This is a genomic window from Sinomonas cyclohexanicum (genome assembly GCF_020886775.1).
GTDB classification, from domain to species: domain Bacteria; phylum Actinomycetota; class Actinomycetes; order Actinomycetales; family Micrococcaceae; genus Sinomonas; species Sinomonas cyclohexanicum.
Map to the genome: position 1 here is coordinate 661,403 of NZ_AP024525.1, position 25,891 is coordinate 687,293.

General features: G+C 72.1%; 26 protein-coding genes, 1 tRNA gene and 1 pseudogene. 10 read left to right on the top strand and 18 right to left on the bottom strand.

What is annotated here, in order from left to right; all coding sequences use genetic code 11:
- Positions 1-6: 6 nt before the first annotated feature.
- Entirely contained in the window at positions 7-2,745 is a 2,739-nt protein-coding gene (mgtA, locus tag SCMU_RS03240; RefSeq protein WP_229231573.1) for a magnesium-translocating P-type ATPase, read from the top strand.
- A 21-nt stretch (positions 2,746-2,766) separates the two neighbouring features.
- Here the strand turns inward: mgtA and SCMU_RS03245 are convergent, their stop codons facing one another.
- Both SCMU_RS03245 and SCMU_RS03250 read right to left on the bottom strand, forming a co-directional pair.
- Complete coding sequence (locus SCMU_RS03245; protein ID WP_229231574.1) at positions 2,767-3,615, bottom strand: DNA-formamidopyrimidine glycosylase family protein; 849 nt, start codon at positions 3,613-3,615, stop codon at positions 2,767-2,769.
- Positions 3,616-3,621: 6 nt separating this feature from the next.
- Positions 3,622-8,543, bottom strand: a pseudogene (locus tag SCMU_RS03250) (ATP-dependent helicase).
- 190 nt (positions 8,544-8,733) lie between these two features.
- Between SCMU_RS03250 and SCMU_RS20680 the strand changes: the two are divergent.
- On the top strand, positions 8,734-8,865 hold the full coding sequence (locus SCMU_RS20680) for a hypothetical protein (RefSeq protein WP_274602918.1): 132 nt from the start codon (positions 8,734-8,736) through the stop codon (positions 8,863-8,865).
- 160 nt (positions 8,866-9,025) lie between these two features.
- On the opposite strand, the gene SCMU_RS03255 is transcribed toward SCMU_RS20680, so the two are convergent.
- From SCMU_RS03255 to SCMU_RS03285, 7 genes are all read right to left on the bottom strand, one after another.
- Positions 9,026-9,688, bottom strand: a complete 663-nt coding sequence (locus tag SCMU_RS03255; RefSeq protein WP_229231575.1) for a DUF4232 domain-containing protein — start codon at positions 9,686-9,688, stop codon at positions 9,026-9,028.
- Between the two features lie 116 nt (positions 9,689-9,804).
- Entirely contained in the window at positions 9,805-10,542 is a 738-nt protein-coding gene (locus SCMU_RS03260; RefSeq protein WP_229231576.1) for a YcnI family copper-binding membrane protein, read from the bottom strand.
- Between the two features lie 80 nt (positions 10,543-10,622).
- Entirely contained in the window at positions 10,623-10,865 is a 243-nt protein-coding gene (locus SCMU_RS03265; protein ID WP_229231577.1) for a hypothetical protein, read from the bottom strand.
- Positions 10,820-11,272, bottom strand: a complete 453-nt coding sequence (locus SCMU_RS03270; RefSeq protein WP_229231578.1) for a hypothetical protein — start codon at positions 11,270-11,272, stop codon at positions 10,820-10,822. Before SCMU_RS03270 ends, SCMU_RS03265 begins: the two co-directional genes overlap by 46 nt.
- A gap of 70 nt (positions 11,273-11,342) precedes the next feature.
- Positions 11,343-12,509, bottom strand: a complete 1,167-nt coding sequence (locus SCMU_RS03275; protein ID WP_229231579.1) for a sulfite oxidase — start codon at positions 12,507-12,509, stop codon at positions 11,343-11,345.
- A 125-nt stretch (positions 12,510-12,634) separates the two neighbouring features.
- Positions 12,635-13,825, bottom strand: coding sequence for a cation:proton antiporter (locus SCMU_RS03280; RefSeq protein ID WP_229231581.1), 1,191 nt, complete (start codon positions 13,823-13,825; stop codon positions 12,635-12,637).
- A gap of 12 nt (positions 13,826-13,837) precedes the next feature.
- Complete coding sequence (locus SCMU_RS03285) at positions 13,838-14,224, bottom strand: hypothetical protein (RefSeq protein WP_229231582.1); 387 nt, start codon at positions 14,222-14,224, stop codon at positions 13,838-13,840.
- A 110-nt stretch (positions 14,225-14,334) separates the two neighbouring features.
- On the opposite strand from SCMU_RS03285, the gene SCMU_RS03290 reads away from it, so the two are divergent.
- From SCMU_RS03290 to SCMU_RS03300, 3 genes are all read left to right on the top strand, one after another.
- Positions 14,335-14,964: a hypothetical protein gene (locus SCMU_RS03290; RefSeq protein ID WP_229231583.1), complete on the top strand. Its 630-nt coding sequence runs from the start codon at positions 14,335-14,337 to the stop codon at positions 14,962-14,964.
- 143 nt (positions 14,965-15,107) lie between these two features.
- The gene (locus tag SCMU_RS03295; RefSeq protein WP_229231584.1) at positions 15,108-15,683 is read left to right on the top strand and encodes a copper chaperone PCu(A)C; all 576 of its coding nucleotides are present in this window, start codon (positions 15,108-15,110) and stop codon (positions 15,681-15,683) included.
- Positions 15,683-16,912, top strand: coding sequence for a Dyp-type peroxidase (locus SCMU_RS03300; RefSeq protein ID WP_229231585.1), 1,230 nt, complete (start codon positions 15,683-15,685; stop codon positions 16,910-16,912). The genes SCMU_RS03295 and SCMU_RS03300 overlap by 1 nt, the downstream gene beginning before the upstream one ends.
- Positions 16,913-16,977: 65 nt before the next feature.
- Here the strand turns inward: SCMU_RS03300 and SCMU_RS03305 are convergent.
- The 6 genes from SCMU_RS03305 to SCMU_RS03330 all read right to left on the bottom strand — a co-directional run bounded on the left by SCMU_RS03305 (position 16,978) and on the right by SCMU_RS03330 (position 20,420).
- A tRNA-Ser gene (locus SCMU_RS03305) sits at positions 16,978-17,062 on the bottom strand.
- 50 nt (positions 17,063-17,112) lie between these two features.
- Entirely contained in the window at positions 17,113-18,000 is an 888-nt protein-coding gene (locus SCMU_RS03310; protein ID WP_274602919.1) for a DNA-3-methyladenine glycosylase family protein, read from the bottom strand.
- A gap of 5 nt (positions 18,001-18,005) precedes the next feature.
- Positions 18,006-18,602, bottom strand: a complete 597-nt coding sequence (locus tag SCMU_RS03315; protein ID WP_229231586.1) for a DNA-3-methyladenine glycosylase I — start codon at positions 18,600-18,602, stop codon at positions 18,006-18,008.
- 12 nt (positions 18,603-18,614) lie between these two features.
- Positions 18,615-19,286: an alpha-ketoglutarate-dependent dioxygenase AlkB family protein gene (locus SCMU_RS03320; protein ID WP_229231587.1), complete on the bottom strand. Its 672-nt coding sequence runs from the start codon at positions 19,284-19,286 to the stop codon at positions 18,615-18,617.
- Complete coding sequence (locus SCMU_RS03325) at positions 19,283-19,927, bottom strand: methylated-DNA--[protein]-cysteine S-methyltransferase (RefSeq protein ID WP_229231588.1); 645 nt, start codon at positions 19,925-19,927, stop codon at positions 19,283-19,285. Before SCMU_RS03325 ends, SCMU_RS03320 begins: the two co-directional genes overlap by 4 nt.
- Positions 19,914-20,420, bottom strand: a complete 507-nt coding sequence (locus SCMU_RS03330) for an RNA polymerase sigma factor (RefSeq protein WP_371829629.1) — start codon at positions 20,418-20,420, stop codon at positions 19,914-19,916. Before SCMU_RS03330 ends, SCMU_RS03325 begins: the two co-directional genes overlap by 14 nt.
- A gap of 119 nt (positions 20,421-20,539) precedes the next feature.
- Between SCMU_RS03330 and SCMU_RS03335 the strand changes: the two genes are divergently transcribed.
- Together SCMU_RS03335 and SCMU_RS03340 are read left to right on the top strand one after the other, a co-directional pair.
- Positions 20,540-21,514 (top strand): ABC transporter ATP-binding protein, encoded by a 975-nt coding sequence (locus SCMU_RS03335; RefSeq protein ID WP_229231589.1) that lies wholly within the window; start codon positions 20,540-20,542, stop codon positions 21,512-21,514.
- Entirely contained in the window at positions 21,511-22,347 is an 837-nt protein-coding gene (locus SCMU_RS03340; protein ID WP_229231591.1) for an ABC transporter permease, read from the top strand. The genes SCMU_RS03335 and SCMU_RS03340 overlap by 4 nt, the downstream gene beginning before the upstream one ends.
- Before the next feature lies 1 nt (position 22,348).
- Here the strand turns inward: SCMU_RS03340 and tadA are convergent, their stop codons facing one another.
- Complete coding sequence (gene tadA / locus SCMU_RS03345; RefSeq protein WP_274602920.1) at positions 22,349-22,855, bottom strand: tRNA adenosine(34) deaminase TadA; 507 nt, start codon at positions 22,853-22,855, stop codon at positions 22,349-22,351.
- Positions 22,856-22,935: 80 nt separating this feature from the next.
- Here tadA and SCMU_RS03350 point away from each other — a divergent pair, with 80 nt between their 5' ends.
- From SCMU_RS03350 to upp, 3 genes are read left to right on the top strand one after another with little or no spacing between them, the layout of a single operon-like run.
- A complete protein-coding gene (locus SCMU_RS03350) occupies positions 22,936-23,238 on the top strand; it encodes a hypothetical protein (RefSeq protein ID WP_229231592.1) in 303 nt (100 codons plus the stop codon).
- A gap of 8 nt (positions 23,239-23,246) precedes the next feature.
- On the top strand, positions 23,247-23,738 hold the full coding sequence (locus SCMU_RS03355) for a phosphatase PAP2 family protein (protein WP_229231593.1): 492 nt from the start codon (positions 23,247-23,249) through the stop codon (positions 23,736-23,738).
- A 19-nt stretch (positions 23,739-23,757) separates the two neighbouring features.
- The gene (gene upp / locus SCMU_RS03360) at positions 23,758-24,393 is read left to right on the top strand and encodes a uracil phosphoribosyltransferase (protein WP_229231595.1); all 636 of its coding nucleotides are present in this window, start codon (positions 23,758-23,760) and stop codon (positions 24,391-24,393) included.
- Between the two features lie 28 nt (positions 24,394-24,421).
- Here upp and SCMU_RS03365 read toward each other — a convergent pair whose 3' ends face one another.
- Positions 24,422-25,288, bottom strand: coding sequence for a hypothetical protein (locus tag SCMU_RS03365; protein ID WP_229231596.1), 867 nt, complete (start codon positions 25,286-25,288; stop codon positions 24,422-24,424).
- On the bottom strand, positions 25,285-25,863 hold the full coding sequence (locus SCMU_RS03370; RefSeq protein WP_229231597.1) for an RNA polymerase sigma factor: 579 nt from the start codon (positions 25,861-25,863) through the stop codon (positions 25,285-25,287). The genes SCMU_RS03365 and SCMU_RS03370 overlap by 4 nt, the downstream gene beginning before the upstream one ends.
- Between the last annotated feature and the right edge of the window lie 28 nt (positions 25,864-25,891).

Below are 25,891 nucleotides of genomic sequence, written 5' to 3' on the forward strand. Positions count from 1 at the left end.
GACCCCGTGAGCGTCGATACCGTCTCCGAACGGGTCCAGATCCCCGCCGCCGAGGCCGCGGCCATGCCTGCGCAGGCGGTACTGGCCGCGCTGGGCACGTCCGCGCAGGGGCTCTCCGGGGGCGAGGCGGCGCGCCGGCTCGCCCAAGGCGCCAACGTCCTCGAGGCACGGCGCGTGAGCTGGTTCCACGTGCTCGTGCGGCAGTTCGCGAGTCCGCTCCAGGCGCTCCTCGTGGCCGCCGCGGCCATGTCCTTCGCCACGGGGGACCAGCTCAACGCGTCCATCATCGTCGCGATCCTCCTCGGCAGCGCCCTGCTCGGCTTCGCCAACGAGTTCCGTGCCGAGAAGACCGCGGCGGACCTGCACGAGCGGATCAGCCATACGGTCGTCGTGGTGCGTGACGGCGCCGAGCGTCAGCTGCCGGTGCGCGAGCTGGTCCCCGGGGACATCATCCGGATCGGCCTCGGCAACATTGTCCCCGCGGACGCGCGTGTGCTGGACGCAGTAGGTCTCGAGACGGACGAGGGCGTGCTCACCGGCGAGTCGGCCGCCGTTGAGAAGTCCGCGGATCCGGTCCCGGCCGGTTCCGATCTCGCGGACCTGACCGACTCCCTCCTCATGGGCACCGTGGTCCACGCCGGGTCCGCGCGCGCTGTCGTGACGGCCACAGGCCGCGACACCGAGTTCGGCCGGATCGCCGCCGGGCTCGCCCAGGGGCTCCCCGAGACCTCGTTCCAGCGCGGGCTCAAGGAGTTCTCGCTCATGCTCCTGTGGGTCGGGGTGTTCCTGACGGTCGGGATCCTGGTGATCAACCTCCTCCTGCAGCGTCCGTTCCTGGACTCAGTCCTGTTCTCCCTCGCGATCGCGGTGGGCATCACGCCCCAGCTGCTGCCCGCCGTCGTCAGCACGTCCCTCGCGGCCGGCTCCAGGCTGCTCGCCAAGCGTGGCGTGCTGGTCAAGCGGCTGCTCGCGATCGAGGACCTCGGCAACCTCGATGTGCTCATCACCGACAAGACCGGCACGCTGACCGAAGGCAGGATCGGCTTCGAGGAGGCAGTCCCCGCGGGCCCGGCCACGGACGACGGCGCGCGGCGGCTCACGGAGCTCGCGATGCTGTGCTGCGAGGTCGACCCATGCGAGCCGGGTGCCTCGGGGGCGGGCCAGAACCCCGTGGACGCGGCACTGTGGGAGGCGTTCCCCGGCCTGCCCGCGAGCCTCGGATCCAGGCGCCGGATCTCGCTGCGGCCCTTCGATCACGAGACGCGGACCATGGAGACCGTCGTCGCGGCCGGTCAACCGGACGGCCGGCCGGTGCACATCCTCAAGGGCGCCCCCGAGGCCGTCCTCGAGTCCTGCGCCGGCGTCACCGACGCGGACCGCGCAGCCCTCGACGCGCTGTTCCGGCGGGGCGCGCGCGTCGTCGCCGTCGCGAGCGGCCGAGCCGAGGCGCCGGATGCCGCGGCGCACGCCGCTGCGGCGCGCGACGCCGCGGGGCCGCTCACGCTCGCCGGTTATCTGAGCTTCATCGACAGGCCCAAGACGGACGCCCGCGAATCGCTCGCGAGGCTCGACAGCCTCTCCGTCGACGTCAAGATCGCAACGGGCGACAACGCGCTCGTTGCCGAGCACGTCACCTCAGTGCTCAAGATGAAGCAGGGGACGGTGCTCACCGGGACCCACATCGAGGCGATGGACGACGACGCCCTCTCCGCCGCTGCCGCGGGCGCCCGGGTGTTCGCCCGCGTCTCGCCTGAGCAGAAGGCCCGCATCGTCACGGTCCTGCGCCGCACGCACTCCGTCGGGTTCCTCGGCGACGGCGTCAACGACGCGCTCGCCCTCAACCGGGCCGACGTCGGCATCTCCGTCGATTCGGCGACCGACGTCGCGAAGGACGCGGCCGACGTCGTGCTCCTCGAGAAGGACCTCGGCGTGCTCGCGGACGGCGTCATGGGCGGCCGGCGGATCTTCGCCAACACGATCAAGTACCTGCTCATGGGCACGAGCAGCAACTTCGGCAACATGTTCTCCGCAGCCGCAGCGAGCGCATTCCTCACGTTCCTGCCGATGCTCCCCGGCCAGATCCTGCTCAACAACCTGCTCTACGACTCAAGCCAGCTCTCCATCCCTACCGACAAGGTGGACCGGGAGCAGCTGCGCAAGCCGGCGCACTGGGACATCGGCGGCATCCGACGGTTCATGATCGCGTTCGGGCCGATCTCCTCGCTCTTCGACTTCGCCACGTTCGGGCTCATGCTGTGGGTCTTCCAGGCCGCGCCCGAGGAGTTCCGTGCAGGGTGGTTCGTCGAGTCGCTGGCCACGCAGACGCTGATCGTCTTCGTGATCCGCACGCGGCGCGTCCCGTTCCTCCGCTCCCGCGCCTCCGTGGCGTTGACGGCGAGTGTCCTGGCCGTGGTGGCAATCGGCGCTGTGCTCCCGTACACGCCGATCGGCGAGCTCGTCGGCTTCTGGCCGCTTCCCGCGGACTTCTTCCTCGCGCTGGTGGGCATGGTGCTCCTGTACCTCGTGCTCGTGGAGACCGCGAAGCACTTCTACTACCGGGCCGAGGACGCCCGAGCCGCGCGCGAGGCCGCCGGACGGGCCAAGGCGCGCGCCGCCGCCAGGGTCGTTGGTCTGCACCATGGCCGGACCCGCGTTCATCGCCGGGCGGTGCCGTTCCTCGTGCACACCGGCAGGCCGAAGTTCCGCCGCCCGCCTGGGCATGGAGTGTCCGCGGGCAGACGCTAGGACCTCGGGCGGCGGCACGGTTCAGGGGAGCGGCTGGCAGCTGGGGCAGAACCAGATGTCGCGCTCGCGCGTCTCGCCGAGGAGCGCTCCCGTGCCCGGTGTGGGCTCGGCGAGGGTGCCGTGTTCGATCCGCGTCCGGCAGCGCAGGCACGCCTGCCCGGCGCGCCCGTACACCCAGGTCGAGTTCCTCGGCCCGAACCCGCCGACCGTGTTGCGCGGGCGCGCCTTGTTGGCCTCGAGCAGCCGCTTGGCCGCGGCGACCATGCCCGCGAGATCCGGGACGCGCGCCACGGGGGTGGCCGGGTGGACCCGCCCGAGGAAGCACACCTCGCAGCGGTAGATGTTCCCGATCCCGGCGAGGTTCCGTTGGTCGAGGAGCGCGAGTCCGACGGCGCGCCCCGGTTGTGCGCGCAGGTTCGCCTCCGCGCGGGCGGCGTCCCAGTCGGGGCCGAGCAGGTCAGGGCCCAGATGGCCGACGGCGCCGCCCTCCTCGGCGGTCGGGATCACCTCGAGCATTCCGAGGGAGAAGCCGACAGCGCTCACGCCGTCCTCGGCGGTAAGGACCGCGCGGGCCGTGTGCGCGGGCTTCCGCCACCGTTGGCCCGGCGGATAGACCTGCCATGAACCCTCCATCGACAGGTGCGAGTGGATGCTCAGCCGCCCGGCGCCGTCGTGCGCGGCCGTGTCGTCCGGCGGAGCGAGGCGGTGCAGGAGGTGCTTGCCGCGCGAGACGACCTCGAGCACTGTCCAGCCCACAAGGTCCAGGGTCGCGAAGGCGGGCACCCGGAAGTCGCTCGCTGCGAGGCGCTTGCCGGCGAGGGCCGCGTGCATCTTCTGCGCGGCCTGGTAGACGTTGTCGCCCTCAGGCACCGGTCATCACGCTCTGATCCGCACGCCGCGCGGGGTCGAGTACGCTCCGGCCCCGGTCAGGGCCCGGGCGAGTGGCGTGTCGAGGAGGTCGTGCCCGTTGACCTTCTCCATCGCGAGCTTGTCCACGGCGCCCGCCCGCACGACGCCGACGAGCGCCTCCGCGGCCGGCCCCAGCACCGCCTCGTCCTCGGTGAAGGCGAGCAGCGTCTTCCCGCCGCGCTCCACGTAGAGCGCGAGGGCGCCGTCGACCGTCACGATGAGCGCGCCCGCCTTCCGGCCCGGGCGGTGCCCCGTCGCCGCACCGGGGACGTCCGGCCAGGCGAGGGCGGCGCCGTAGGGGTTGGCGGGGTCGGTCGCGGCGAGGGCCAGGGCGTCACGCGGGGGAGCCGCGTCGGGGCCGGCGGTCTCGGGGGCGAGCGCGTCGTCGCGCGAGAACGTCCGGAGCCGGTCCACGGTCGCGGGGACGGCGAACTGTGCCGCCCCGAGGCGGTCCACGAAGTAGCCGCGGCGGCACGTCCCGGACTCCTCGAGCCGCGCGAGCACCTTGTACAGCAGGCCGAAGCCGCCGGGGACGTTCTCCGCCATGACCGAGCCGCGGGTCAGGACGCCGTAGCGGTCCATGAGCAGCTGGGCCAGGGCATGCATCTTGACGGTCGTGTCGAGGTCGGCGCGCGGCACAGCGGACCAGCGGCCCGCGGCCATCGGCGGGGTCGGGGCGGCGGGAGGGTCGAGGCTCCGCGCACTCAGTCCACCGAGCCCGCCCAGCCGCCCGGCGCGTACCGGCCGCCCGTATCCGTAGGAGCGGACCCGTGGCGTCCGGGACGGCTGCCGGTGGGCGGTGTGGCCGGCATCGAGCATCGCGCGGACCGGGGCGAATGTGTCGCCGGTGAGGCGCCCAGCCCAGACGAGGCCCCACAGTGCGGCGAGCGCAGCCTCGTCGGAGAGCACGGAGTCCATCCCGCCACCTGCCTCCGAGAGCTGCCGGAAGAAGTAGCCGCCGCCCCCGGCGAGGAAGTCGAGGATGCGCTGCTGCGCGGCGTCGGGCTCGAACTCGGGGTCTGGGCTGAGGGTCAGCGCGGCCGATTCGGCGACATGCAGGCTGATCCAGCCGTCGTTGCCGGGGATCGACCCTGCCCCGGTCCAGAGGACCTCGCCGCTGGCCATGAGCTCGTCCAGGAGCGGCGGGGCGTAGTCGGACACGCGGGAACGCAGCACGAGCGGCTCCCACGCGCTCGCGGGGATGGGCACACCGGCGAGCTGGTCGATGACGGTGAGCACGCCGTCGTGCCCCTTGAGCGTGCCGCGCGGTGCGCCGGCGGGCCCACCCCGCGCCGCGCCGATGTGCTGCCACGCGGCGAGGAACCGCGCGAACGCGGGCTGGTCCACGGGCTCGACGTCTGCCCGCAGGGCTGCGAGCGAGCGGCGGCGGATCTTCCGCAGCACCTCGGCGTCGCACCATTCCTCGGCGGGCGACCCCACCGAATCGCCCGCGCGCGGCCGGAACGACCCCTCGATGACGCGTCCGTCCGCGGCGAGCCGTTTGAGCGTTGTATGCACGACGGCGACGCCGAGCCCCAGCCGGGCAGCCGCCTCCCCGGCGGCAAATGGCCCATGGGTGCGCGCGTACCGACCCACAAGGTCCCCGAGCGGATCGGCGACGGGCTCGATGAACGCAAGAGGCACCCCAATGGGCAGAGGAACCCCCAGCGCATCCCTCAACCGTGAGGCATCCTCAACAGCGGCATACCGCTCCACACCCCCAACATTCACCAAGAGGGCCCGCCGAGCGGCAACGAGTCCTTGAAGGTAACCAGAGGCCTCGGCGGGGTGGTCAGGACGGGCGGCCCCCTCATCCCCGGAGACCTGGAGCCGCTCAGCGACCTCCTCGAGCGACAACGGGCCCAGCAGCCGCAGGAGGTCGGCGGCGCCCTCGAGGCCCTTGAGCTTCCGGTCCTCCGCGAGCCGCTGCAGCTCGCGTTCGGTCTGCTCGATGACCTTGGGGTCGAGGAGCTCGCTGAGCTCGGCGCGGCCGAGGAGCTCGTTGAGGAGTGTCGAGTCGAGGGAGAGGGCGGCAGCGCGGCGCTCGGCGAGGGGCGAGTCGCCCTCGTAGAGGAACTGGGCCACGTAGCCGAACAGCAGAGACCGCGCGAACGGGGACGGCTGCTGCGTGGTGGTCTCGACGAGCCGCAGCTCGCGGCGCTGGACGGCGGCGGCGACGTCGCGGAGGGCCGGGAGGTCGTAGACGTCCTGGAGGCACTCGCGCACAGCCTCGAGGATGATGGGGAACTGCGGGTACTTCTTGGCGACGTCGAGCAGCTGGGACGCGCGCTGGCGCTGCTGCCACAGGGGCTGGCGCTTGCCGGGGTTGGGGCGCGGGAGCAGGAGCGCGCGGGCGGCGCACTCGCGGAACCGGGCCGCGAACAGGGCAGACCCGCCGACCTCCTCGGTGACGATCCCGTCGAGCTCTTCGGGTTCGAACACGAACAGGTCGGCGCCGGGCGGCTCGTCCTCCATCATGGGCACGCGCAACACGATCCCGTCGTCGGCGGCCATCGCGGAGCCGTCGAGGCCGTACCGCTCGCTGAGCCGGCGCCCGACGGCGAGCGCCCACGGCGCGTGCACCGGCATTCCGAAGGGGGAGTGGAGGACCACGCGCCAGTCGCCCAGCTCGTCCTGGAACCGTTCCACCACGAGGGTCTTGTCGCTGGGCACGACCGAGGTGGCCTGCTTCTGCTCGTCGAGGTACTGCAGGAGGTTCCCGGCCGCGAAGGCGTCCAGCCCCGCGGCCTCGACGCGCGCCGTCGCCCGTCCTCGGTCCGCGCCCGAGACCTCGCGCTGGAAGGCGCCGAGCGCGCGGCCGAGCTCGATGGGCCGGCCCAGGCCGTCGCCCTTCCAGAAAGGCAGCTTGCCGGGCTGCCCGAACGCGGGGAGACGAGGACGCGGTCGTGGGTGATGTCCTCGATCTTCCAGCTCGTGGCCCCGAGCGCGAAGATGTCCCCCACGCGGGACTCGTAGACCATCTCCTCGTCGAGCTCGCCCACGCGGCGGCCGCCGCGGGCTGCCTCGCGGGCCGATCCCTCCGCCTCCGTGCCGACGATGTACACGCCGAACAGCCCACGGTCCGGGATGGTCCCGCCGGAGGTGACGGCGAGGCGCTGCGCCCCGGGGCGGCCCTCGATGGTCCCCTCGGTGCGGTCCCACACGATCCGCGGGCGCAGCTCGGCGAACTCGTCGGACGGGTACTTGCCGGAGAGCAGGTCGAGGGTCGCGTCGAACGCCGAGCGGGGAAGGGTCGCGAACGGCGCGGACCGGCGCACCACATCGAACCATTCCTCGACGTCGACCGGGCCGAGGGCCGTGGCCGCGACGGTCTGCTGCGCGAGGATATCCAGCGGGTTTGCGGGGATGCGGAGAGCCTCGATCTGGCCCGCGAGCATCCGCTCCACGGTGATCGCGGTGTGGACAAGGTCTGCGCGGTGCTTGGGGAACAGCACACCTTGGGAGACCTCGCCGACCTGGTGCCCCGCGCGGCCCACACGCTGGAGCCCCGACGCGACTGACGGCGGCGACTCCACCTGGATCACGAGGTCCACTAGCCCCATGTCGATCCCGAGTTCGAGGCTGCTCGTCGCCACGACGCAGCGCAGCCGCCCGGACTTGAGGTCGTCCTCGATCTGGGCGCGCTGCTCTTTGGACACGGACCCGTGGTGCGCCCGGGCCAAGACCGGGTCCGCGCCGGATGTCTGGCCCGCCTGCGCCATCATCTCCGCAGGAGTGCGGGCCTGGTTTCGACTTCGCTCGGCCACCGCGGACACCGCCATGCCGGCCCTCGTGAGCCCGCGCCCTGTGTCCTCCCGGTTCTCGATCGCCGGTTCGTCCCATACGCTCGGCTGCATGCGCTCGGCGTAGATCTCGTTGAGGCGGCCCGTCAGCCGCTCCGCGAGGCGACGCGAGTTGGAGAATACGATCGTCGAGCGGTTCGCGAGGATCAGGTCCACGATCTTCTCCTCGACGTGCGGCCAGATCGATGCCTGCGGCTGCAGGCCCGACGCCGGCCCCATGTCATGCGCGGCCGCAGCACCCTGCAGGTCGCTCATGTCCTCGACGGGAACGGTCACCGTGAGCTCCCACGTCTTCGCCGCGGGGGGCGCGACGATCTCGCACGGCGCCTGCCCGGCGAGAAATTGGGCCACGAGCTCCTTCGGCTCGACCGTCGCGGACAGCCCGATCCGCTGTGCAGGCCTGGGCAGGATCGCGTCGAGCCGCTCGAGCGTGACGGCCAGATGTGCGCCGCGCTTGGTCCCTGCCACGGCGTGGACCTCGTCCACGATCACCGTCTCGACCCGCGTGAGCGTCTCCCTCGCCTGCGACGTGAGCATGAGGTACAGCGACTCGGGCGTGGTGATGAGGATGTCCGGAGGGCTGGACAGCAGCGCCCGTCGGTCCGATGCCGATGTGTCGCCGCTGCGCACCCCCACGCTCACCTCGGGTGCGGGCAGGCCTAGCCTCCGTGCGGTCTGCGAGATGCCGATGAGCGGCGCGCGCAGGTTCCGCTCGACGTCCACGCCGAGCGCCTTGAGCGGGGAGATGTACAGGACCTTGGTGTGGTTCTTGGGCGCACGACGGCGCCGCCCTCCCCGCGCCGTCCCCTCACCGGCCGCCTCGAGCCCCGGGAGTGGGGGAGCCGCCGCGGGAGGCGGGCCCGCGGCGGGAGGCGTGGTGCCGGCGTCGTGCGCCATGGGCGAGAGCGTCAAGAGCCGGTCCAGGGACCAGAGGAACGCCGCGAGCGTCTTGCCCGAGCCGGTCGGGGCGACCACCAGCGCGTGCCGGCCCGAGGCGATGGCCTCCCACGCGCCGGCCTGCGCGGGGGTGGGCTCGCGGAAGGCACCGAGGAACCACTCGCGCGTGGCAGTGCCGAAGCGGTCCATCACCGCTACGCCTGCGTCTCCTGCGGGTGCTCGCCCCGCCCCTTCCCGAGTCACGGCACCATCATCCTCCACGCCACCGACAGTTCTGGGCGCGCGCCGGCACCGGAGGTCGACTGGCTTTTATTTTTTTCTCGGGTATGGTCGTGGACACAGGTATTCCAGTTTTCGATTTCTTCCAGAGGGAGCTGAAATGTCGGGAAAGTCACCGCGAAATTCGAAGAGCCTCAAACAGGGAAAGTCCATCAAGGCCAAGCGCGCCGAGAAGAAGGCGAAGGCCGCGGAGGACCAGTTCCTTCCGCGCCGCCGCAAGGGCGCCCTCTGAGATAGCCCCGGGCGTCAAGCCCCGGGAGCCCGGAGGGTCCGCCAGCAGAGAAGATTCCGCAGTCCTCTGCGTCGAGTCGCATCCAATGCTGCTGGCAGGGACGGCCGGAGTGCATGCGCACTCCGGCCGTCCTCATCTTAATTGCGAATTGCTACGGCGCTCACGAGAACGGTTGGAAAGCGCGCAGCGTCAGCAAGTGGATATCCGGGTTGCTGCAGGCCGTCGCCTGAGCCGGAATGAACAGCGAGCCGTAGTCCTCCGGCGGGTACACGCGATAACCGGCCGCCTCGACGACCGTGCAGCCCTGGTAATTGTGGGCCTGATGCAGGCCGAAGTCCGCGGCACCGCTCTGCCCCGGCTGCAGCACGATCGGCACGACGGCCGCAGAGGTGTCCCGGTCCGCCGGCGCTCCGATCGGGTCGCCCTGCGGGCCATTCGTGAGCGAGACGCCGGCGAAGCCCTCGAGCAGGCACGGCGTCTGGGAGACGTTCTTCAGCGCGATCTTCTGGTACACGGTTCCTGCCGCGCCGCCGGCACCGGGCTGGATGCTGCCCTCGAGCTGCGTCGAGAGGCAGCGCGCGGGGCTCCCCGCGGCGGGCGTGGTCGCGGGCGGCGGCTGGCTTCCGGCCGGCGGCGTGCTCGCCCCGGTGGTCGCCGAGGGACTCGGGGCCGAGGAACTGGCAGTCGTGGAACTGGCGGTCGAGCTGGGCGAGCTCGACGACGCGGACGCCCCGGGCGTCGCCGTCCCGCCGCCACAGCCGGCGAGCCCTCCCGCGAGGAGGAGCGGCGAGACGAGGACCAGGGCACGCTGGAAGCGGTTCATAGTCCCACCATTCACTCCAGTCACATGGGGCGTCAAGACACGACACGACCACGGTGTGGTGACGCTTGGGCCAAGCGGCCGGGCCGCGCGGATCACAGCACGGCCCGGCCAGTGGTTCAGGCCTTGCGGGCGCGCGTCCGGAACAGGGCGATCCCGCCGAGCACGAGCCCCGCGAGCCCCGCCCCGAGGCCCGCCCACCCGGCCGCGGCTCCGCCCTCGGCCGCGGTGGGCGTGGTCGCGGACGCCGGGTCCGCCGTGTCCGCGGAGGCGTGGCCGGAGTGGTCGGTGCTCGCGGCCTTCGCCGCGGTCACGGTGACAGAAGGCGCGGGGGACTTCACGGAGTCGTGGCCCGCGCCCTCCGCGGGGATCTCCTTCCAGTCGGTCGAGCCCTGCTCGCACGTCTGGAGCGTCGGGAAGTACAGGGTCTTGCCCGCCGCGTCCGCAGGGAGCTTGACGCTCAGCACGAACGTGTCGCGCAGGTGAGAGTCCAGCGGGGTCTTCGCCGTGTACACGACCTGCGAGGTCCGCTGCGTCACGCTCGAGCCATCCGCGAGCTTCTGCGGCGAGTCGAGTTTCTGGGTCACCTTCTCGACGGTCCAGTTCGCGTTGACGGTCGGCTGCGCGTCCACGAGTTCGGCGGGCAGGGAGATCGCGACCTTCGTGGTGGGGCTGTCCCCGCAGCCGTGCGGGACCGCGATGGTCAGCAGCGACGACGCGCCGGCGTCGGTCGAGGACGGGGTGATGCCCACATGGGCGGAGGCCGCACCGGCGGCGGCGAGCACGAGGCCGCCCGCCAGGGCGGCGGGTGCGAGGACGCGCGAGGCGCGGCGGATACGGGTGGTCAGGGTGTTCACAGCATGGCCTTTCGCGGCGCGCATCCTGAGCGCGCCGGGGTATCGAAGAGGGCGCCGCCGGAGTGTCCGGTGGCGCTTTGTCAGGCGAAGGCGGGTGCTGCGGGCGGGCCGCGCAGGGGCGGCGGGGCGAGCTGGCGCCACGGCAGGACGCGACGGACGGCGCGCGGGGCGACCGGCAGGGCCGCCGCGGGAGGCAGGACGGCGGCCGGTTCCGGCAGGCGGGTCAGCGGCCGCAGCCACGTGGCGAGCAGGCCGAGCGCGTGCTCCGCGCGGCGGATCACGACGGCGCACGCGACCGTTGCGGCGGCGTGCAGCGCGAGCATGAGCGGGGAGGTGTGGTCGTGGGTGGCCGCGGGGGCCCCGCCGCCGAGGGAGCTGAGCGAGCCGAGGGCGGAGAGTGCGTCCCCGCGCTGTGCTGGTGCCACCCCCGGCCGAGCGCGGCAGCGGACGACGGCGATGCCTCGCCCCCCGGGGCAAGCGCCACGAACGCCTCGTGCAGCGCCAGCTGCCCGGCGGCCAGGACGGCCATGAGGGCCGGGAGCCGCAGGGGCAGCCGCCCGATCGCCGTCGACGCGAGCACCGTCACCGCGACGAGGGCGGTGAGGATGAGTGGATGCGGCAGGTCGGCGCCGGCCCAGGCGTGTGCCCCGGCGGCGAGGGCCGTGATCGAGCCGCCGAGCGCCGTCGTGCGCACAGAAAGCTGGAGGGAGCCCGTGCCATGACGGCGCATGCCCACCTCCCAGCGATCTTTCGGTCCCCTGTGATCTGGTGGCCAGCCTATACCGGGCGCAGAGCGGGGGCTATGGCGAGCGGCGGACCTCGACGGCGACCTCCTGGACGGCATTGTTGCCCATGCCCTGGTACGTCCAGTCCTGCGCGAGGGGCTGGATGTTCCCGGCCGAGTCGGTGGCGCGGCACGCGAGCGTGTGCGGGCCCGGGTCCGCGACCCACGCGGCGCTGAACTCCTGCCACGCGTGCGGGCCGGGCGGCGGCTCGACGTGGGCCTCCATCCAGTGGCCGTCGATCCCGACCTCTACCCGCCTCACCGGCCCGGTGCCGGACCAGGCGCGGCCTCGGAGCATCGTGGGACCGGCATCCACGGTTCGGCGCCGGGTGAAGAAGTCGGGGATGCCCGGCGGGATCAGCAGCGAGCGCACGCGCTGGCGCGTGACGGGCTCGCCGGGATCCTCCGCGGACTGCGAGTAGCGGTAGGTGCCCTCGTTCTGGAACAGGTGCGCGGGTTCCGTGACGGCGTCGATCGCGGTGAGCCACTTGACGCTGGCCATGCCGTACCAGCCTGGTACGAGCAGGCGCAGCGGGTAGCCATGCTGCGGCGGGAGCGGCGCCCCGGCCATCTCGTACGCGAGGATCAGGTCCCCCTCGAGGGCCACGGCGACCGGGAGCGAGCGCGCGTAGTCCTGCTCGAGGCCGCCCTGGACGCCGCGGTCGGCCCCGGTGAAGACCAGCTCGACCGCCTCCGGGGCCAGACCGGCTTCCTCGAGGATCGGTGCCAGGGGCGTGCCCGTCCATTCCGCCGTGCCGAACGCGCCCGTGTCCCACGGGACGCTCTGAGGGCGTGGGTCGAGGCGGCCGCGGCCGTTGCCCGCGCACTCGAGGGTGACGGTCGCTGTGCGGCGCGGGCGCCGCTGCAGGTCGCTGAGGGTCAGCTCCAGCGGATGCTCGACGGCGCCGTGGACGCGCAGGCGCCAGGTCTCGGGCTGGACGTCCGGGATGTCGAAGTGGACCACGGTGTAGTGCAGGCCGGGCGGGGTGAGCGGCCACTGCAGTGCCTCGAGCGGTGCCGAATGGTTGCGGCGGCCGAGTTCGAGTTCCTCGTCGGTGACGGGGCCGGTGGTCGGGGCGCGCGGCGGGTACTGCTCGGGTGCCGGCGGGGCTGCCTGCTCGGGTCCGGGACGGAGCGGCTCGTGCCGGTGCGGCCGGTGCGGGGTGCTGATCTTGGCTCGCATGCGGCCAGTGTGGGCGCGCAGTGCGGTGGTGTCCAGCCCGGTCGTGTGGGTTTCCGAGGGTGGTGACCCGCGGGTGCTGACCTTCAGGAGGTGACCCGCGGGTGGTGACTCTCAGGAGGTGACTCTTAGACGGGGTTCGGCGCGGGCGGAGGGGGTGCCGGAGGGGGCGGAGCCTGAGGTGTATCCGCCGCTGCGGCCCGCTTGGCCGCCCAAGAGGCGGCCGCCGTCGTGCTCCCGATGGTGACCAGCGCGCCGAGGAGGAGCGCGGCATCCTCCCCCTGGGCGAACACGCCGAGGGTTCGGCCGATGGTCGCCGCCGCGACCGGCACGCCGAGCTGCGCAGCGGAGCCGACCGCGAATGGCAGGGGCAGCCCCGTGAGCCGATTGGCGCCATGCGCGACGACGGCGCCGACGCCCAACAGGAGGCCGAGGACGATCATCTGCGGGTGGCCGCCGAGCTGTCTCAGGTCGATCGATGCCCCGAGCCATACGAAGAAGACCGGGCCGAGGAAGCCGTCGTTGAGGGCGAACAGCTGCCGGGCGAGGCGGCGCGGCTCCCCGACCGCGGAGACGGCGAGGCCGAACGCGAACCCCGCGAGCATGATCGAGACGTGAGTGAAGACGGCCAGGCCTGCGAGGGCGAAGAGGATCGTGAGCTGGATGCGCAGCTCGAGGGCGAACTTCCGCTCCTCTGAGACATGATGCAGCCTCTGCCGCCCGCCGTTCGTCTCGAAGTAGCGAAGCACCCACCAGACCACGAGGGCGCACGCCGCCACGGCGAGCGCGCCCACGGCCTTGGGGCCGGCGTTGGCGGGGTCGATCGCTAGGGGCAGGGCAACGATTGCGGCGACGTCAGCCAGCGCCACCTGGGCGGTGAGCTCGAGGACGCTCCTGCCGGTCAGCTTGAGCGAATCCACAATCGGCAGGACCAGCGCTGCTGACGACGAAGCCATGAGCACCACGTACAGCGGCGCATTCTCGGAGCCGAACAGCATGGCCACGGCAACCCCGAGCGCAGTGGCCACCACCGCGGCGACCACGACGCGGAGCGCGCCCTTGCCGATCGCGCCGCGGATGGTGCGGTCCCGCATCGGCACGTGCGTTCCCGCGACGAACATCATCAGGGCGAAGCCGATGTCGGCGAGGAACGTGAACGTCTCATTGTCGGCGTTGACCCAGCCCAGCAGGGACTTGCCCACGAGGACCCCCGCGACCAGCTCGCCCAGGACGAGCGGGAGGTGCCAGGACTTCCGTGCGGCCAGTGCCGGCCCCACGAGCGCGACGACGCAGATGAGCGAGAGTTCGACGAAGGACACCCGGGCCCGGCCTCATACGCCGGTGACGGGGAAGTCGGCGACCTTGACCGGGATGTCCGTGTTCTCGTCGGTGTGATAGCTCGCGCACACGCGGTGGTATCCGTCGGCGATCTGGAGCGCGGCGCCGGAGGCGAGGTCTCCGCGCACGAGCAGGATGGGTGAGAGCCTCTCGCCCTTGTGGACCTTCACGAGGTCCGAGCGGACGTGGGCATTCGTCTCCTCGAGCAGCGCCAGGCGGGACGCCCGGAGGATGTCCTTGGCCTTCTGATGCGTGACGGGAGCCTTGCGCAGCGCCTTGACGAGCGCCTTGACCTGGTCCGGGCCGGCGAGCAGCGCGAGGTAGGCGGCAGCAGCCGGGTAGTCGTGCTCCTCCGGCTCGTCGAGCCACTTCACAGCCATGGAGATGCTCCTCTCAGCACGGGTGCTTCTACACACCATGTGGCCTGCATCATATGCCCGTCCGCCGGGAGGGCGGTGCGGGATGTTCTCCGTTCGGAGATAATAGGTGGATGGTCCCGACGCCGAGACGCCACCGCGCAGCCCGCGGGCTCGCCGCGGCCTCCGTCGCGACGCTCGGGGCGTTGGTGCCCCACCTCGCCGGCGGTGGCCCTGTGCCCGGTCCGGTCGGATGGGCTGTTCCGTGGGTCCTCTCGGTGTTCGTGTGCACGGCGATCGGCGGGCGCCGGCTGTCCCTCTGGCGCCTCTCGCTTGGAATCGGTGCCAGCCAGCTCCTGTTCCACGCGCTCTTTGTCCTGGGCACGACGCCGGCGGCGGCCTCGCCCCTGCCAGCCCACCACGCGCACATGGCCGCGGAGATGTCCGCCTCCGACATGCCGGGGATCGGTGCGATGCCCGGGATGGTGCCCACCGATCCCTCGATGTGGATCTGGCACGCGGTCGCCGCGATGGTGACCATTGCGGCGTTCCATCGCGGCGAGGTGCTCCTGTGCGGCCTGCAGGACTTGGCCACGCGCGTTGCTGAATGGGCCCGCACGGCGCTGGTCCTCATCCTTCTGGTGATGGTTCCGGCCAATCGGCCCCGCCTCGCCGCAGCGGCACGGCCGGTGGCGCGGCTCCGCCCGGCGCCGCAGCGCTGCCCCCTCCAGCGGCGTGGGCCGCCGCGCCCCTTCACGGTCTGACTGCGCCGCACGGTCCTGTCCCGCGCGCCATCAGGCCTGCTCAGGAGCCATCAAGACCTCTGACGCCGCTCGCGCACCCGTGGGCGGCGCCGGCGAAGCGCGCCGACGCGCGGCCGCCGGGACCTGTGAAGGGAAACACCACCATGACCATCCGTACGCTCCTCCGTGCCACCACCGCGGCACTTGCCGCGTCCGCCGCCCTGACCCTGACCGGCTGCGCTGGCGCGGGCGCACCATCCGTTCCCGCCGCCTCCCAGGCGGCTGCCTCGGTGATCGTCTCCGATGCCTGGGCCAAGGCGGCGGACAAAGGCATGACGGGGGCCTTCGGCACGATTGCCAACAACGGCAGCGCGGACATCACGCTCGTCTCGGCAACGACCGCGGCCGCGGGCCGGACCGAACTGCACGAGACCACCACCACGGCGGGCGGCCAGCAGGCCATGCGCGCCAAAGAGGGTGGCTTCACTATCCCCGCCGGAGGCACGCTCACCCTAGCGCCCGGGGCGAACCACATCATGCTCATGGACATCTCCGCACCGCTCAGTGCCGGCGACGACGTCCAGCTCACGCTCACCTTCTCGGACCACTCCACCGTGGGATTCACGGCCCGTGTCAAGGACTTCACGGGGGCGAACGAGACCTACACCGGCAGCAGCCCGAGCGCCGGCGGCGGCATGGGAGCGACGGCTTCCGCGTCCTCGACGGGCATGGACCACTGATGACGAGGGCCGGCCAGGACCTTGACCGCGCGCGGCACACCCGGCGTCAGTTCCTCATCGGAGGGGCTGCCGCCGGGGCCGGCGCCGCCGCGGCGCTCGGCGCGACGCGGGTGTTGGACGCTCCGGCGCCTGCCTCCGCGGTCGATCCCGTCCTGAATGGTGCGCAGACCATCCCGTTCTACGGCGACCATCAGGCGGGCATCGCGACCCCCGCCCAGGCCCACTCGAGGCTTGTGGCGCTGGATCTTCGCGACGGCGTGGACCGGGACGGCCTCCGCCGCCTGATGCGGCTCCTCAGCGACGACGCCGGCCGCCTCGCCGCCGGCAGCCCCGCCCTCGCGGACACGGAGCCCGAGCTCGCCTCGGTTCCCGCGAGGCTGACCGTGACGTTCGGGTTCGGCCCCGGGTTCGTGGCCCGCGCGGGAGGGAGCGCCCCCGAGTGGCTCAGGCCGCTGCCCACCTTCGCGGTCGACCGGCTCCGGCCTGAGTTCAGCGATGGAGACCTGCTGCTGCAGGTTGCCGCAGACGATCCGGTCACCGTGGCCCATGCGACCCGCATGCTCCTCAAGGACGCCCGCTCATTTGCGGCAGTGCGCTGGATGCAGCGCGGATTCCGGTGGGCCCATGGGTCCACCGCTGCGGGGACGACCATGAGGAATCTGTTCGGGCAGGTCGACGGCACGTCCAACCCGGTTCCCGGAAGCGAGGAGTTCGACCGTGTGGTGTGGGCGGGGACGGGGTGGCTTGCCGGGGGGACGGGCCTTGTGGCGCGGCGCATCCACATGGACCTCGAGGGCTGGGACCAGCTCGATCCGGTGGCGAAGGAGGCGTCGGTGGGCCGGAAGCTCTCGAACGGCGCGCCCCTGACTGGCACCGAGGAGCACGATCAGCCCGACTTCGCCGCCACTACCCCGCTCGGGTTCCCGCGGATCGCGGAATTCTCCCACGTCCGGCGAGCGCGAGGAGAGGCCCCCGGAAGCCCGGCGGAGCGGATCTTCCGCCGCGGGTACAACTACGACGACGAGCCCACCGGTGGCGAGATCTCGAATTCCGGGCTCATCTTCGTCTCGTATCAAGCGGATATCGACCGCCAGTTCGTGCCGATCCAGCGGCGGCTGGACGAGCTCGACCTCCTGAACCGGTGGACGACGCCGGTCGGCTCGGCCGTGTTCGCGGTCCCGCCCGGCTGCTGGGAACGCGGATTCATCGGCGAGACCTTGTTGGGCTGACGGCACCGCCCCGGCGGACATGGCGAAGGCCCGGAATCCTGAGGACTCCGGGCCTTCGTGCTGGGCGGTGGTGGAGGGATTTGAACCCCCGTTGGGTTGCCCCAAACATCATTTCGAGTGATGCACCTTCGGCCGCTCGGACACACCACCAGCAGGCATCAACTGTACCGGGACGGAGGCCCAGCTCCAAACTGGGCCCCTCACAGGTAGGCGGACGCGGTCCACAGGTGCACGAGCGCGTAGGCACGGTAGGGGCTCCAACCTTCGGCCCGCACTGCGGCTTCCTTGGCGGTGATGCCGCCGAGCGATCGCCGCAGGACGAGGTCCCCGGGGGCAAAGGCATCACGGTGCCCCGTGCGCACCTCGAGGTAGTCGGCGGTCCACCGGCCGACCCCCGGCAATGCCAGCAGCTCGTCCCGGGTGAGCGGGAGCCGTCCGCGGTCGGCCGCGCCCGTGCGGTCCGCGAAGGCGCGGGCCACGGCAAGGACGGTCCTCGCCCGGGAGGCCGTGAGCCCGACGGCGGCCCGCAGCTCCTCGGGGTCGGCCCCGGCAAGGGGCGCCGGGCCGGGGAACCGCATCAGACCCAGCGGACCGGATGTGCCGTACGCCTGGACCAGCCGGCCCGCGAAAGTCCTTCCGGCCGCGAGAGAGACCTGTTGGCCCAGCACGGTGGTGACGGCCGTCTGGAACGCGTCGGTGGTGCCGATGACACGCAGCGCCGGACGTGCCTCGAGGAGCGGGGCCAGAACGGGGTCGCCGACTAGCGCCGACCGGACCTCGGCGACACCCGTGTCGAGGTCGAGCCAGACGCGGAGGGCCGTCACGGCCTCGTCCCCGCCGGCCGCGGGGCCGTGCAACGTCGCCTCCGCCCCGGCGGGGTCGAGCCGGATCGACGCCGCGACCGGTCCGTGCGCCGTGTGGATGAGGCGCTCGTGCGTCCCCGCGGCGAGGTCGGTGCGCTCGGCGCCGGGGACCGAGTGCGCCGCGAGGCTCGCGAGCATCGCGGCGGCCTCGAGGCCGCCGTTCGCGCGGAGACGGACGGGCTTCGACGCCGTGTTGCCGAGCGCGACCACCGTGTCTGCGTCCACCGCGTCTAGGTCCACACGCCCGAGCTTCCGCGCCGATGGCTGCCGACGAGGTGGGTGTCGATGATCCCGATGGCCTCCATGAGGGCGTACATCGTGGTCGGGCCGACGAACGCGAACCCTTTTTTCCGCAGGGCCTTGGACAGGGCAATCGACTCCGGGGAGGACGAGGGGATCTCCGAGTACGTCAGGGGTGCGGGCGTCTCGGCCGGCTGGAACGACCAGACGAACTCCACGAGGCCGCCCTCCTCCCGCAGGGCGAGCGTCGCCCGGGCATTCGTGATGGCCGCGTTGATCTTGGCCCGGTTGCGCACGATCCCGGCGTCCAGCATGAGCCGCTCGACGTCCTCCTCGGTGAACAGGGCCACGGCCTCGGGGTCGAAGTCCGCGAAGGCCGCGCGGAATGCCGGCCGCTTGCGCAGGATCGTGGCCCAGGACAGCCCAGCCTGGAACCCCTCGAGGGAGATGCGCTCGTAGAGGCCATGCTCGTCCCGCACCGGCATGCCCCACTCGGTGTCGTAGTACTCGCGCATGAGGGTATCCGCGCTGGCCCAGGACGGCCTCGCGAGCCCGTCCTCGCCCGTGATGAGTGCTGCCTCGCTCATGGGTGTCCCCTTTCAGTCCAGTCCGGTGACGCGGAGGGTGAGGTTGATCCTCCCGGATCCGATCCCGCACCCGTCGGGGGCGGTCCCGGGATAGGTCTTCATGACGCCGTGGAACGCGAGCCGCGACGGGCCGCCGAACACGAATAGGTCTCCCGAGGCCAGCGTGAGGTCCTCGTACGGCTTGGCACGGGTCTCGGTGTTGCCGAACCGGAACAGGCAGCTGTCGCCGATCGAGAGCGACACGACGGGCTCCCGGGAGACCTCGTCTTTGTCCTGGTGCATGCCCATCCGTGCCGCGCCGTCGTAGTAGTTCACCAAAGCCGTGTCCGGCGTGTAGGCATAGGCCGCGCGGCCTGGCCCGTAGGCCTCGGCGAGGGCGAGGCGTCCCACGCGCACGAGCCACTCGGGGAACGGGAGCACCCGGGCGCCGTTCACGTCAGCGGCCTCGCGGCTGTAACGGTACGGCTGCCAGTGCCAGCCGAGGCACACCGTCTTCACCGACATCTCGTGCCCACGAACGCTCGCCGCCCGGAGCGGGACCGGCCCGGCGGACCATTCGCGAAAGCGCGCAGCGATCCAGGCCTGCTGGGCCACACTCAGCCACCCCGGCACGTGAACCGCGCCCGGCGCGAGCGCCCGACGCGGCCGCTCCAGGAGATCGTCGCCGAAGAGGGCCGCTGTCACGCCGCCGCCTCGAGCGCGAGGAGCGCGGTCTTGGTCTCGAGCCCGCCGATGTACCCGCCGAGGCTGCCATCGGACCGGAGGACGCGGTGGCACGGCACCACGACGGGCAGCGGGTTCGTGGCGCAGGCGGTCCCGACGGCGCGCACGGCCTTCGGGTTCCCGACTGCCCTGGCGACTTCCGTGTAGCTCTCCGTGACACCGAAGGGGATCTCGCCCAGGTGTGCGAGGACGGTGCGGCGGAATCCGGAGGACAGGCGCAGGTCGAGCGGGAGGTCGAACTCTGTGCGGACCCCCTCGAAATACTCTGCGATCTCCCTCGCGGCGGACTCCAGACGGGAGGGCGCCTCGAGGATGCGCGGGCTGAGCTTGTCGGCCAGCGACTGAAGCACCGTCTCGTGGCCCTCCCTTTCGAAGGCCACGCGGACGAGCCCGCGTTCTGTAGCGGCGATCAGCAGTCGGCCCACAGGCGAGTCGATCACCCGGTAGGCGACGTCGAGCAGGCCCTCCCGCCCCGCCTCGATGGCGAGGGAACTCCGGAGCCGTTCGAGCACTCCCGGCTCGATCACGGTCAGGTGGGGCGGGAAGACGAGGTCCACGGGCCCGGTGCCCTGCGGAGACCCGACCTGGTCAGCGGTGCTCATGGATGCTTCCTTCGTGCTGGTCTTCCGAGATGAGGGTGCGGAGCTTCTTGAGCCCGTCCGCGGCCGAGCGGCGCGCGGCGGCGGGGGTCCCGCCGACGATGTCGGCGATCTCCCCGAACGGGAGGTCGCCCAGATAGCGGTAGGCGATCACCCGCCGCTGCTTGTCCGGGAGCTGGGCCACGTGGGCCCAGACCCCGTCGCCGGGCGGGCCGGGGTTCCCGAGCGGGGAGGCGCCCTCCGGCACAGACTCGATGGGCACGGCGCGCCGGCCGGCGGCGCGAACGGAGTCCAGCGACCGTCGGTGGGCGATCCGGACGAGCCACGCCTCGACGTTGGCATCCGCCGGGAGCTCGGTGTACGCCCGCAGCGCGGAGATGAAGGTCTCCTGCCAGACGTCGTCGGCATCCAGCGGGCCTACGACGGCGCGGCACACCCGTAGCACCGTGGCTCCGTGGAGCTCGACGAGCATTTCGAAGGGCTGTTTCGTGTCCATCACCGTGTAGACGCTCCGGAGGCCGGAAGTGTGAGGTCGGGAGTGTGTCCCGCCCATCATTCCATCGTCCGCCCCCGGGCCCCTACTGGGCCGTCGGTGGCTCCTGCTAGGGTCTGGCCATGGGGCAACCCCGGGCGGCCGGTCCGACGGCCATCGCTATCTCATCACTCACCAAGCGATACGGTGACAAACTCGCCCTCGACGGCGTCCGCCTCGAGGTGGCGCCGGGAGAGGTCGTGGCGGTCCTCGGCCCGAATGGCGCGGGGAAGACCACGCTCATCGAGCTCCTGCTCGGCATGCGCACCCCCACCTCCGGCACGGTCGAGGTCTTCGGCGCCGGGCCGTCCTCGAGAGCAGTCAAGTCGCGCGTGGGAGCGATGCTGCAGGACACCGACGCGCCGGACGGCCTCACAGTCCGGGAGATCGTCACCCTCGTCTCGAGCTACTACCCGGTCGGCATCCCCGTCGCCGAGGCCCTCGGGCGTGCCGACCTCACAGACCACGCCCGCAAGAAGACCAGCGAGCTCTCGGGTGGGCTGCGCCAGAGGCTCTCCTTCGCGATGGCCATCGTGGGCGATCCCGACCTGATGTACCTCGACGAGCCGACGGCCTCCCTCGACGTCGCCGCGCGGCGCGAGTTCTGGGCGCAGGTCCGCGGATTCGCAGGCCTCGGCAAGACGATCCTGTTCTCCACCCACAACCTCGCGGAGGCCGACGAGTTCGCGCAGCGCCTCGTCCTCCTCGACAACGGGCGCATCATCCTCGACAGCACGCCCGAGGCCGCCAAGCGCCTCGTCGCCGGACGGCGCGTGGCCCTCACCACGGATGCCCCGCTCGATGTGCTGACCACGACCGAGGGCGTCATCCACGCGGAGTTCGACGCCGGCGAGCAGCCGCCCGCCGGCGCCTCACCAGGGACGGCGAGGGCCGCCGTCGTGCGGTGCAACAGCCCAGAAGCCCTCCTGCGGAAGCTGTTCACCCAAGGCTGGGAGGTCGCGGAGCTGACGGTTACCGAGGCGAGCCTCGAGGACGCCTTCCTGCACCTGACCGCACCCGCGGCCAGGCCGAAGACCAACGACGGAGGGATTCCGTGACTGCCCTTCCCGAACGCAGGCTGAGCCCGACCGCCCGCCGCGGTCGGGGCCTTGCCGGCGCGCTGTGGGCCCAGAGCCGGGCCGAGGTCGTCAAGGTGCTCCGGACGCCCGAGTACCTCGTCGGCGTCGTGGTCCTGCCGGCCATCCTGTTCTCGATGTTCGGCCTCGCCCAGTCGAGCCAGAAGCTGCCCTCGGGGACGGGGGTGGGCGTGATTCTCTTCGGCTCGTTCGCCTGCTACGGGGTGGTGAGCCAGTCGCTCTTCTCGATGGGCGGCGACATCGCGCAGGAACGCGCCAAGGGCTGGCTCCGCAGGCTCTTCGCGACGCCGATGCCGATGATGGCGTACTTCGTGGGCAAGCTCGTGCTCAACATCGTCTTCTCCGTGGCGATCGTCCTGCTCATCAGCGCCGTCGCCCTGGTGGGCGGGATCCGGTTCGAGCTCGGGCCGTGGGCCGGCGCATCGGCCACCGCCGTCGCGGGCTCGATCGCTTTCGCGACGACCGGGACCGCGATCGCCTACTGGGTGCGGACGCGTGCGGCCACGACGATCGTCAACCTCGTGTTCCTCCCGCTCTCCTTCCTCTCCGGATACTTCATGCCGCTGTCCGCGCTCCCGAAGGTGTTCGGCGACATCGCGCCGTGGATGCCCACTCACCATCTGGGCATGCTCGTCTGGACCTCGCTCGCGCCGAAGGAGGAGCTCGGCTTCCTCGGCGTCACCGCGGACTTCAGCCCGCTGCGGAGCTGGGCCATCGTCGTCGGGTGGTCCGTGGTCCTGGCGGTCGTCACGGCGCTCGGCTACCGGCGTGCGGCCCGCCGCGAGCAGCCCTGACTCAGCGGTGTTGGGCGAAGAACGCCCGCAGGAGGGACCCGCACTCGTCCTCGAGCACGCCCGGGTACACCTCGACCCAGTGGTTGAGCCGCCGTTCTCGCAGGATGTCGAACACGCTGCCCGCGGCGCCGGCCTTCTCGTCCCACGCGCCGAACACGACGCGGGGGATCCGCGCGAGGACGATCGCTCCGGCGCACATCGCGCACGGCTCCAAGGTGACCACGAGCGTGCAGTCGGCCAGCCGCCAGCCGTCGCCCGCGCCGTCGCGCGCGAGGACGCCAGCTGCGGCGCGGATCGCCTGGACCTCGGCATGGGCCGTCGGGTCGCCGAGCGCCTCGCGCTCGTTGCGCCCGACGGCGAGCACCTCCCCGCCCGACCCGATCACGACAGCGCCGATCGGCACGTCCCCGGTGGCCTCGGCCGCGCGCGCCTCGCGCAGGGCGAGCCGCATCCAGTCCTCGTGCAGGCGCTCCTGATCGAGCGGTCCGTGGGGTCCGGGGGCTGGCATGGGTCCAATGATAGGTTCGGCCGCAGGGGGAGACTTGTTCTGAAGGGTCCGGCCGGCCGGTGGGCCGGAAAGGGGCACTGGTGCGCGAGGGAGGCGTCCTCCAGCGGCTGATCGGGGTCCTGGCACGGTGGCTGGGGCCGCACGCGTCGATGTGGATCCTGCTGGCCGTCGGCGCCGCACTCGTGCTGGGGTTCTCGTGGGCCGGCGGTGAGGTGTACGAGTCGGTGGTCGAGCACGACGCCGTCGCCTCGCTCGATCAGCCGGTGCTCACTTGGGCAGTGTCGGCGCGGACGCCCGCGCTGGACAGCGCGGTGACCGCTTTCACGAACGTCGGCGGCGGGGTGATCGCCCCGATCGTCGCCGCGTCGCGACCGCGGTGCTGACCTTCTGGATGCGGCACTGGCGCCCGCTCGTCCTCATTCCCGCAGCCGCCGTCGGCTCCCTCCTCGTGACCCTCTTCGGCAAGCAGCTCACTGGCCGGGCCCGCCCGCCGCTGGCCCTGGCCGTCCCGCCGTACGAGCACACGCCCTCGTTCCCCAGCGGCCACACCCTCAACGCCACGGTCCTCGCGGGTATCATCGCCTACCTCGTCTGCCTCAAGGTGCGCCACACGTGGGCCCGCGTGGCCACGATCACGGTCGCCGCGGCCTACGCGTTCGCCATCGGCCTCTCGCGCGTGTTCCTCGGCCACCACTGGCTCACGGACGTCGTGGCCGCCTGGTTCCTCGGGCTCGCGTGGCTGACGATCGTGATCGTCGCCCATCGGGTCTTCCACCTCGTGCGGCTCTCACGTGCTGCGGCGCCCACCGCCGCCGGTGCGCACGACGGCGCCCCCGGCCCGCCGCCGTCGTCCTCCTCCAGCGGTGGCGCGCCGCCGGGGTGAGGCTGGTAGTTTCTCTGGCATGCGAACTCTCGTCGTGGACCACCCGCTCGTCGCGCACAAGCTCACCGTCCTGCGGGACAAGAACACCCCGAGCCCCGTCTTCAGGCAGCTGACCGAAGAGCTCGTGACGCTCCTGGCATACGAGGCCACCCGCGAGGTGCGCACCGAGCCGGTCACGATCGAGACCCCTGTGACGGTCACGACCGGCACCGCCTTCACGAAGCCGACCCCCCTCGTCGTGCCCATCCTGCGCGCCGGGCTCGGGATGCTCGAGGGCATGGTCAAGCTCGTTCCGACCGCCGAGGTCGGTTTCCTCGGCATGGCCCGCGACGAGGAGACCCTCGACATCGTCACGTATGCCGAGCGCCTCCCCGAGGACCTCACGGGCCGGCAGGTCTTCGTCCTCGACCCCATGCTCGCCACGGGTGGGACGTTGAGCGAGGCCATCACGTTCCTGTTCCGCCGCGGCGCGAGCGATGTCACGTGCATTTGCCTGCTGGCCGCTCCCGAGGGGCTCAAGCGGCTCGAGGCGGGCCTCGGCGACGCGAACGTCAAGATCGTCCTCGCCTCGATCGATGAGCGGCTCAATGAGAAGGCCTACATCGTCCCGGGCCTCGGGGACGCCGGCGACCGGCTGTACGGGCTCGCCAAGTAGCGCGCCCGGTTGCCGGGCGACCCGACGGCTAGGGCAGCGGAAGCTGGCCGCCGGGGAGGAGGCCGGTCGGCCTTGGCAGCGGCAGCATGTCCGGGACCGTGGGGGCGGGTGTCGGAACCGCAGGGCGCGCTGACGGGATCGGCAACGAGGGGAGAGGCACCGCCGGGCCGCCTTCCGCGGGCGCGGGAGACGATGTCTGCGGGTTTGACGACGGACCCAAGGTCGGGCCCGCGGTGCTCGCGGGCGACGGGCCCCGCGGTGACTGCTCGGCCGGGGCGAGCCGTGGGCTGATGGAGCCGTCGGGCTGGGCCGGCGCCTCGGAGGGAGCCTCGCGCGGTTCGCCCGTGGCGGGGCCCATATTCCTCGTGACGCCGCTGTCCGGACCCGGGAAGATCCCGCTCTGGGCGACGGCCGCCGCCGCGGTCGCGGCGCCCGCAGCGAGCGCGATGACCATGGCCGTCACGACCGGACGGCGCCCGCGGGGCCGCTGCCCCGGGAAGTCCTGCCGGGCGACGCGTCCGCGGCGGGCGGCGTTGAGGGCCACGACCCCGGCGTCCGGCGCCTCATCTGCCGGGAGCACGCGGGTGCTCGCGAGGAGGTCCGCGGCGGCCTGTGACGTGGGGAGCGCTGCGGTCGCTGGTGTGCTGGGCTGCTCCGTGTGGCCAACGTGGGCCGCGGCGGTGAGCGTGCCCTGCAGGACGGCCAGAGGCGCCGTCGGGGCCGCATCGTCCACGAGGAGGGCGGCGAGGCGCCGGTTGGGAAGCACGGGTCCGGCCACGGCGAGAGATCGCAGCTCGGCGAGGACAGGTCTCAGCGGCTCCGCGTCCTCGGTTCCCATGCCAGCAAGGAGCTCGTCGACGACGCCGAGGTCTTCAGGATCTGGTGCTGATGTCATGGCGTGCTCAGTTCTTTCGTGGACACGTGGTTTCGGAGTTCCTTCAGGGCTCGGCGCTGGAGCTGCTTGACCGCCCCCGCGGTCCGCCCCATGACCGTGGCAGTCTGTTCGATCGAGAGGTCTGCGACGATGCGCAGCAGCAGGACCTCCCGGTAGTCCTCGGGGAGCTCGTCCAGGAGTGCAAGGGCACCGCTTCCCGCCAGCACGGCATCTTCGGGAGTCGTAGGGGCGCGGCGCGGGTCGGTCTCGGCCTCGTGCGGGACGAGGTAGGGAGTCCTCGCCCGGCGGCGGTGGTGGTCGACGGCGCGGCCGTGGGCGATCGTGAAGGCGAGGGCCTTGGCGCCCTCGAGGCCACCGGTGACCCTTGGTGGCTCCTCCCGGCCGGACGGGACCATGCGCGTGTACAGGGTCAGGAAGACATCATGCGTTGCGGCGTCGGGGTCATCGACGCCCCGCGCCCGGAGGTAACCCTGCACGGGGCCAGAGTATGCGCGGTACGCCGCCGTGAAGAGCGCGGCCGGGCTTCCGTGATCATCAGCGGCGATCACGGATCCGGCGTTCTCTGTGGTCTGCAACCAGTGCATCCTGTTCGTTGGCGAACGG

Excerpts from the sequence above, each read along its gene's own strand:
- SCMU_RS20680 (WP_274602918.1), top strand. The coding sequence starts at position 8,734 with ATGTCGGGAAAGTCACCGCGAAATTCGAAGAGCCTCAAACAGGGAAAG.
- SCMU_RS03255 (WP_229231575.1), bottom strand. The coding sequence starts at position 9,688 with ATGAACCGCTTCCAGCGTGCCCTGGTCCTCGTCTCGCCGCTCCTCCTC.
- SCMU_RS03265 (WP_229231577.1), bottom strand. The coding sequence starts at position 10,865 with ATGCTCGCGCTGCACGCCGCCGCAACGGTCGCGTGCGCCGTCGTGATC.
- SCMU_RS03270 (WP_229231578.1), bottom strand. The coding sequence starts at position 11,272 with ATGCGCCGTCATGGCACGGGCTCCCTCCAGCTTTCTGTGCGCACGACG.
- SCMU_RS03275 (WP_229231579.1), bottom strand. The coding sequence starts at position 12,509 with ATGCGAGCCAAGATCAGCACCCCGCACCGGCCGCACCGGCACGAGCCG.
- SCMU_RS03285 (WP_229231582.1), bottom strand. The coding sequence starts at position 14,224 with ATGGCTGTGAAGTGGCTCGACGAGCCGGAGGAGCACGACTACCCGGCT.
- SCMU_RS03290 (WP_229231583.1), top strand. The coding sequence starts at position 14,335 with ATGGTCCCGACGCCGAGACGCCACCGCGCAGCCCGCGGGCTCGCCGCG.
- SCMU_RS03295 (WP_229231584.1), top strand. The coding sequence starts at position 15,108 with ATGACCATCCGTACGCTCCTCCGTGCCACCACCGCGGCACTTGCCGCG.
- SCMU_RS03300 (WP_229231585.1), top strand. The coding sequence starts at position 15,683 with ATGACGAGGGCCGGCCAGGACCTTGACCGCGCGCGGCACACCCGGCGT.
- SCMU_RS03315 (WP_229231586.1), bottom strand. The coding sequence starts at position 18,602 with ATGAGCGAGGCAGCACTCATCACGGGCGAGGACGGGCTCGCGAGGCCG.
- SCMU_RS03325 (WP_229231588.1), bottom strand. The coding sequence starts at position 19,927 with ATGAGCACCGCTGACCAGGTCGGGTCTCCGCAGGGCACCGGGCCCGTG.
- SCMU_RS03330 (WP_371829629.1), bottom strand. The coding sequence starts at position 20,420 with ATGGACACGAAACAGCCCTTCGAAATGCTCGTCGAGCTCCACGGAGCC.
- SCMU_RS03335 (WP_229231589.1), top strand. The coding sequence starts at position 20,540 with ATGGGGCAACCCCGGGCGGCCGGTCCGACGGCCATCGCTATCTCATCA.
- tadA (WP_274602920.1), bottom strand. The coding sequence starts at position 22,855 with ATGCCAGCCCCCGGACCCCACGGACCGCTCGATCAGGAGCGCCTGCAC.
- SCMU_RS03355 (WP_229231593.1), top strand. The coding sequence starts at position 23,247 with ATGCGGCACTGGCGCCCGCTCGTCCTCATTCCCGCAGCCGCCGTCGGC.
- upp (WP_229231595.1), top strand. The coding sequence starts at position 23,758 with ATGCGAACTCTCGTCGTGGACCACCCGCTCGTCGCGCACAAGCTCACC.
- SCMU_RS03365 (WP_229231596.1), bottom strand. The coding sequence starts at position 25,288 with ATGACATCAGCACCAGATCCTGAAGACCTCGGCGTCGTCGACGAGCTC.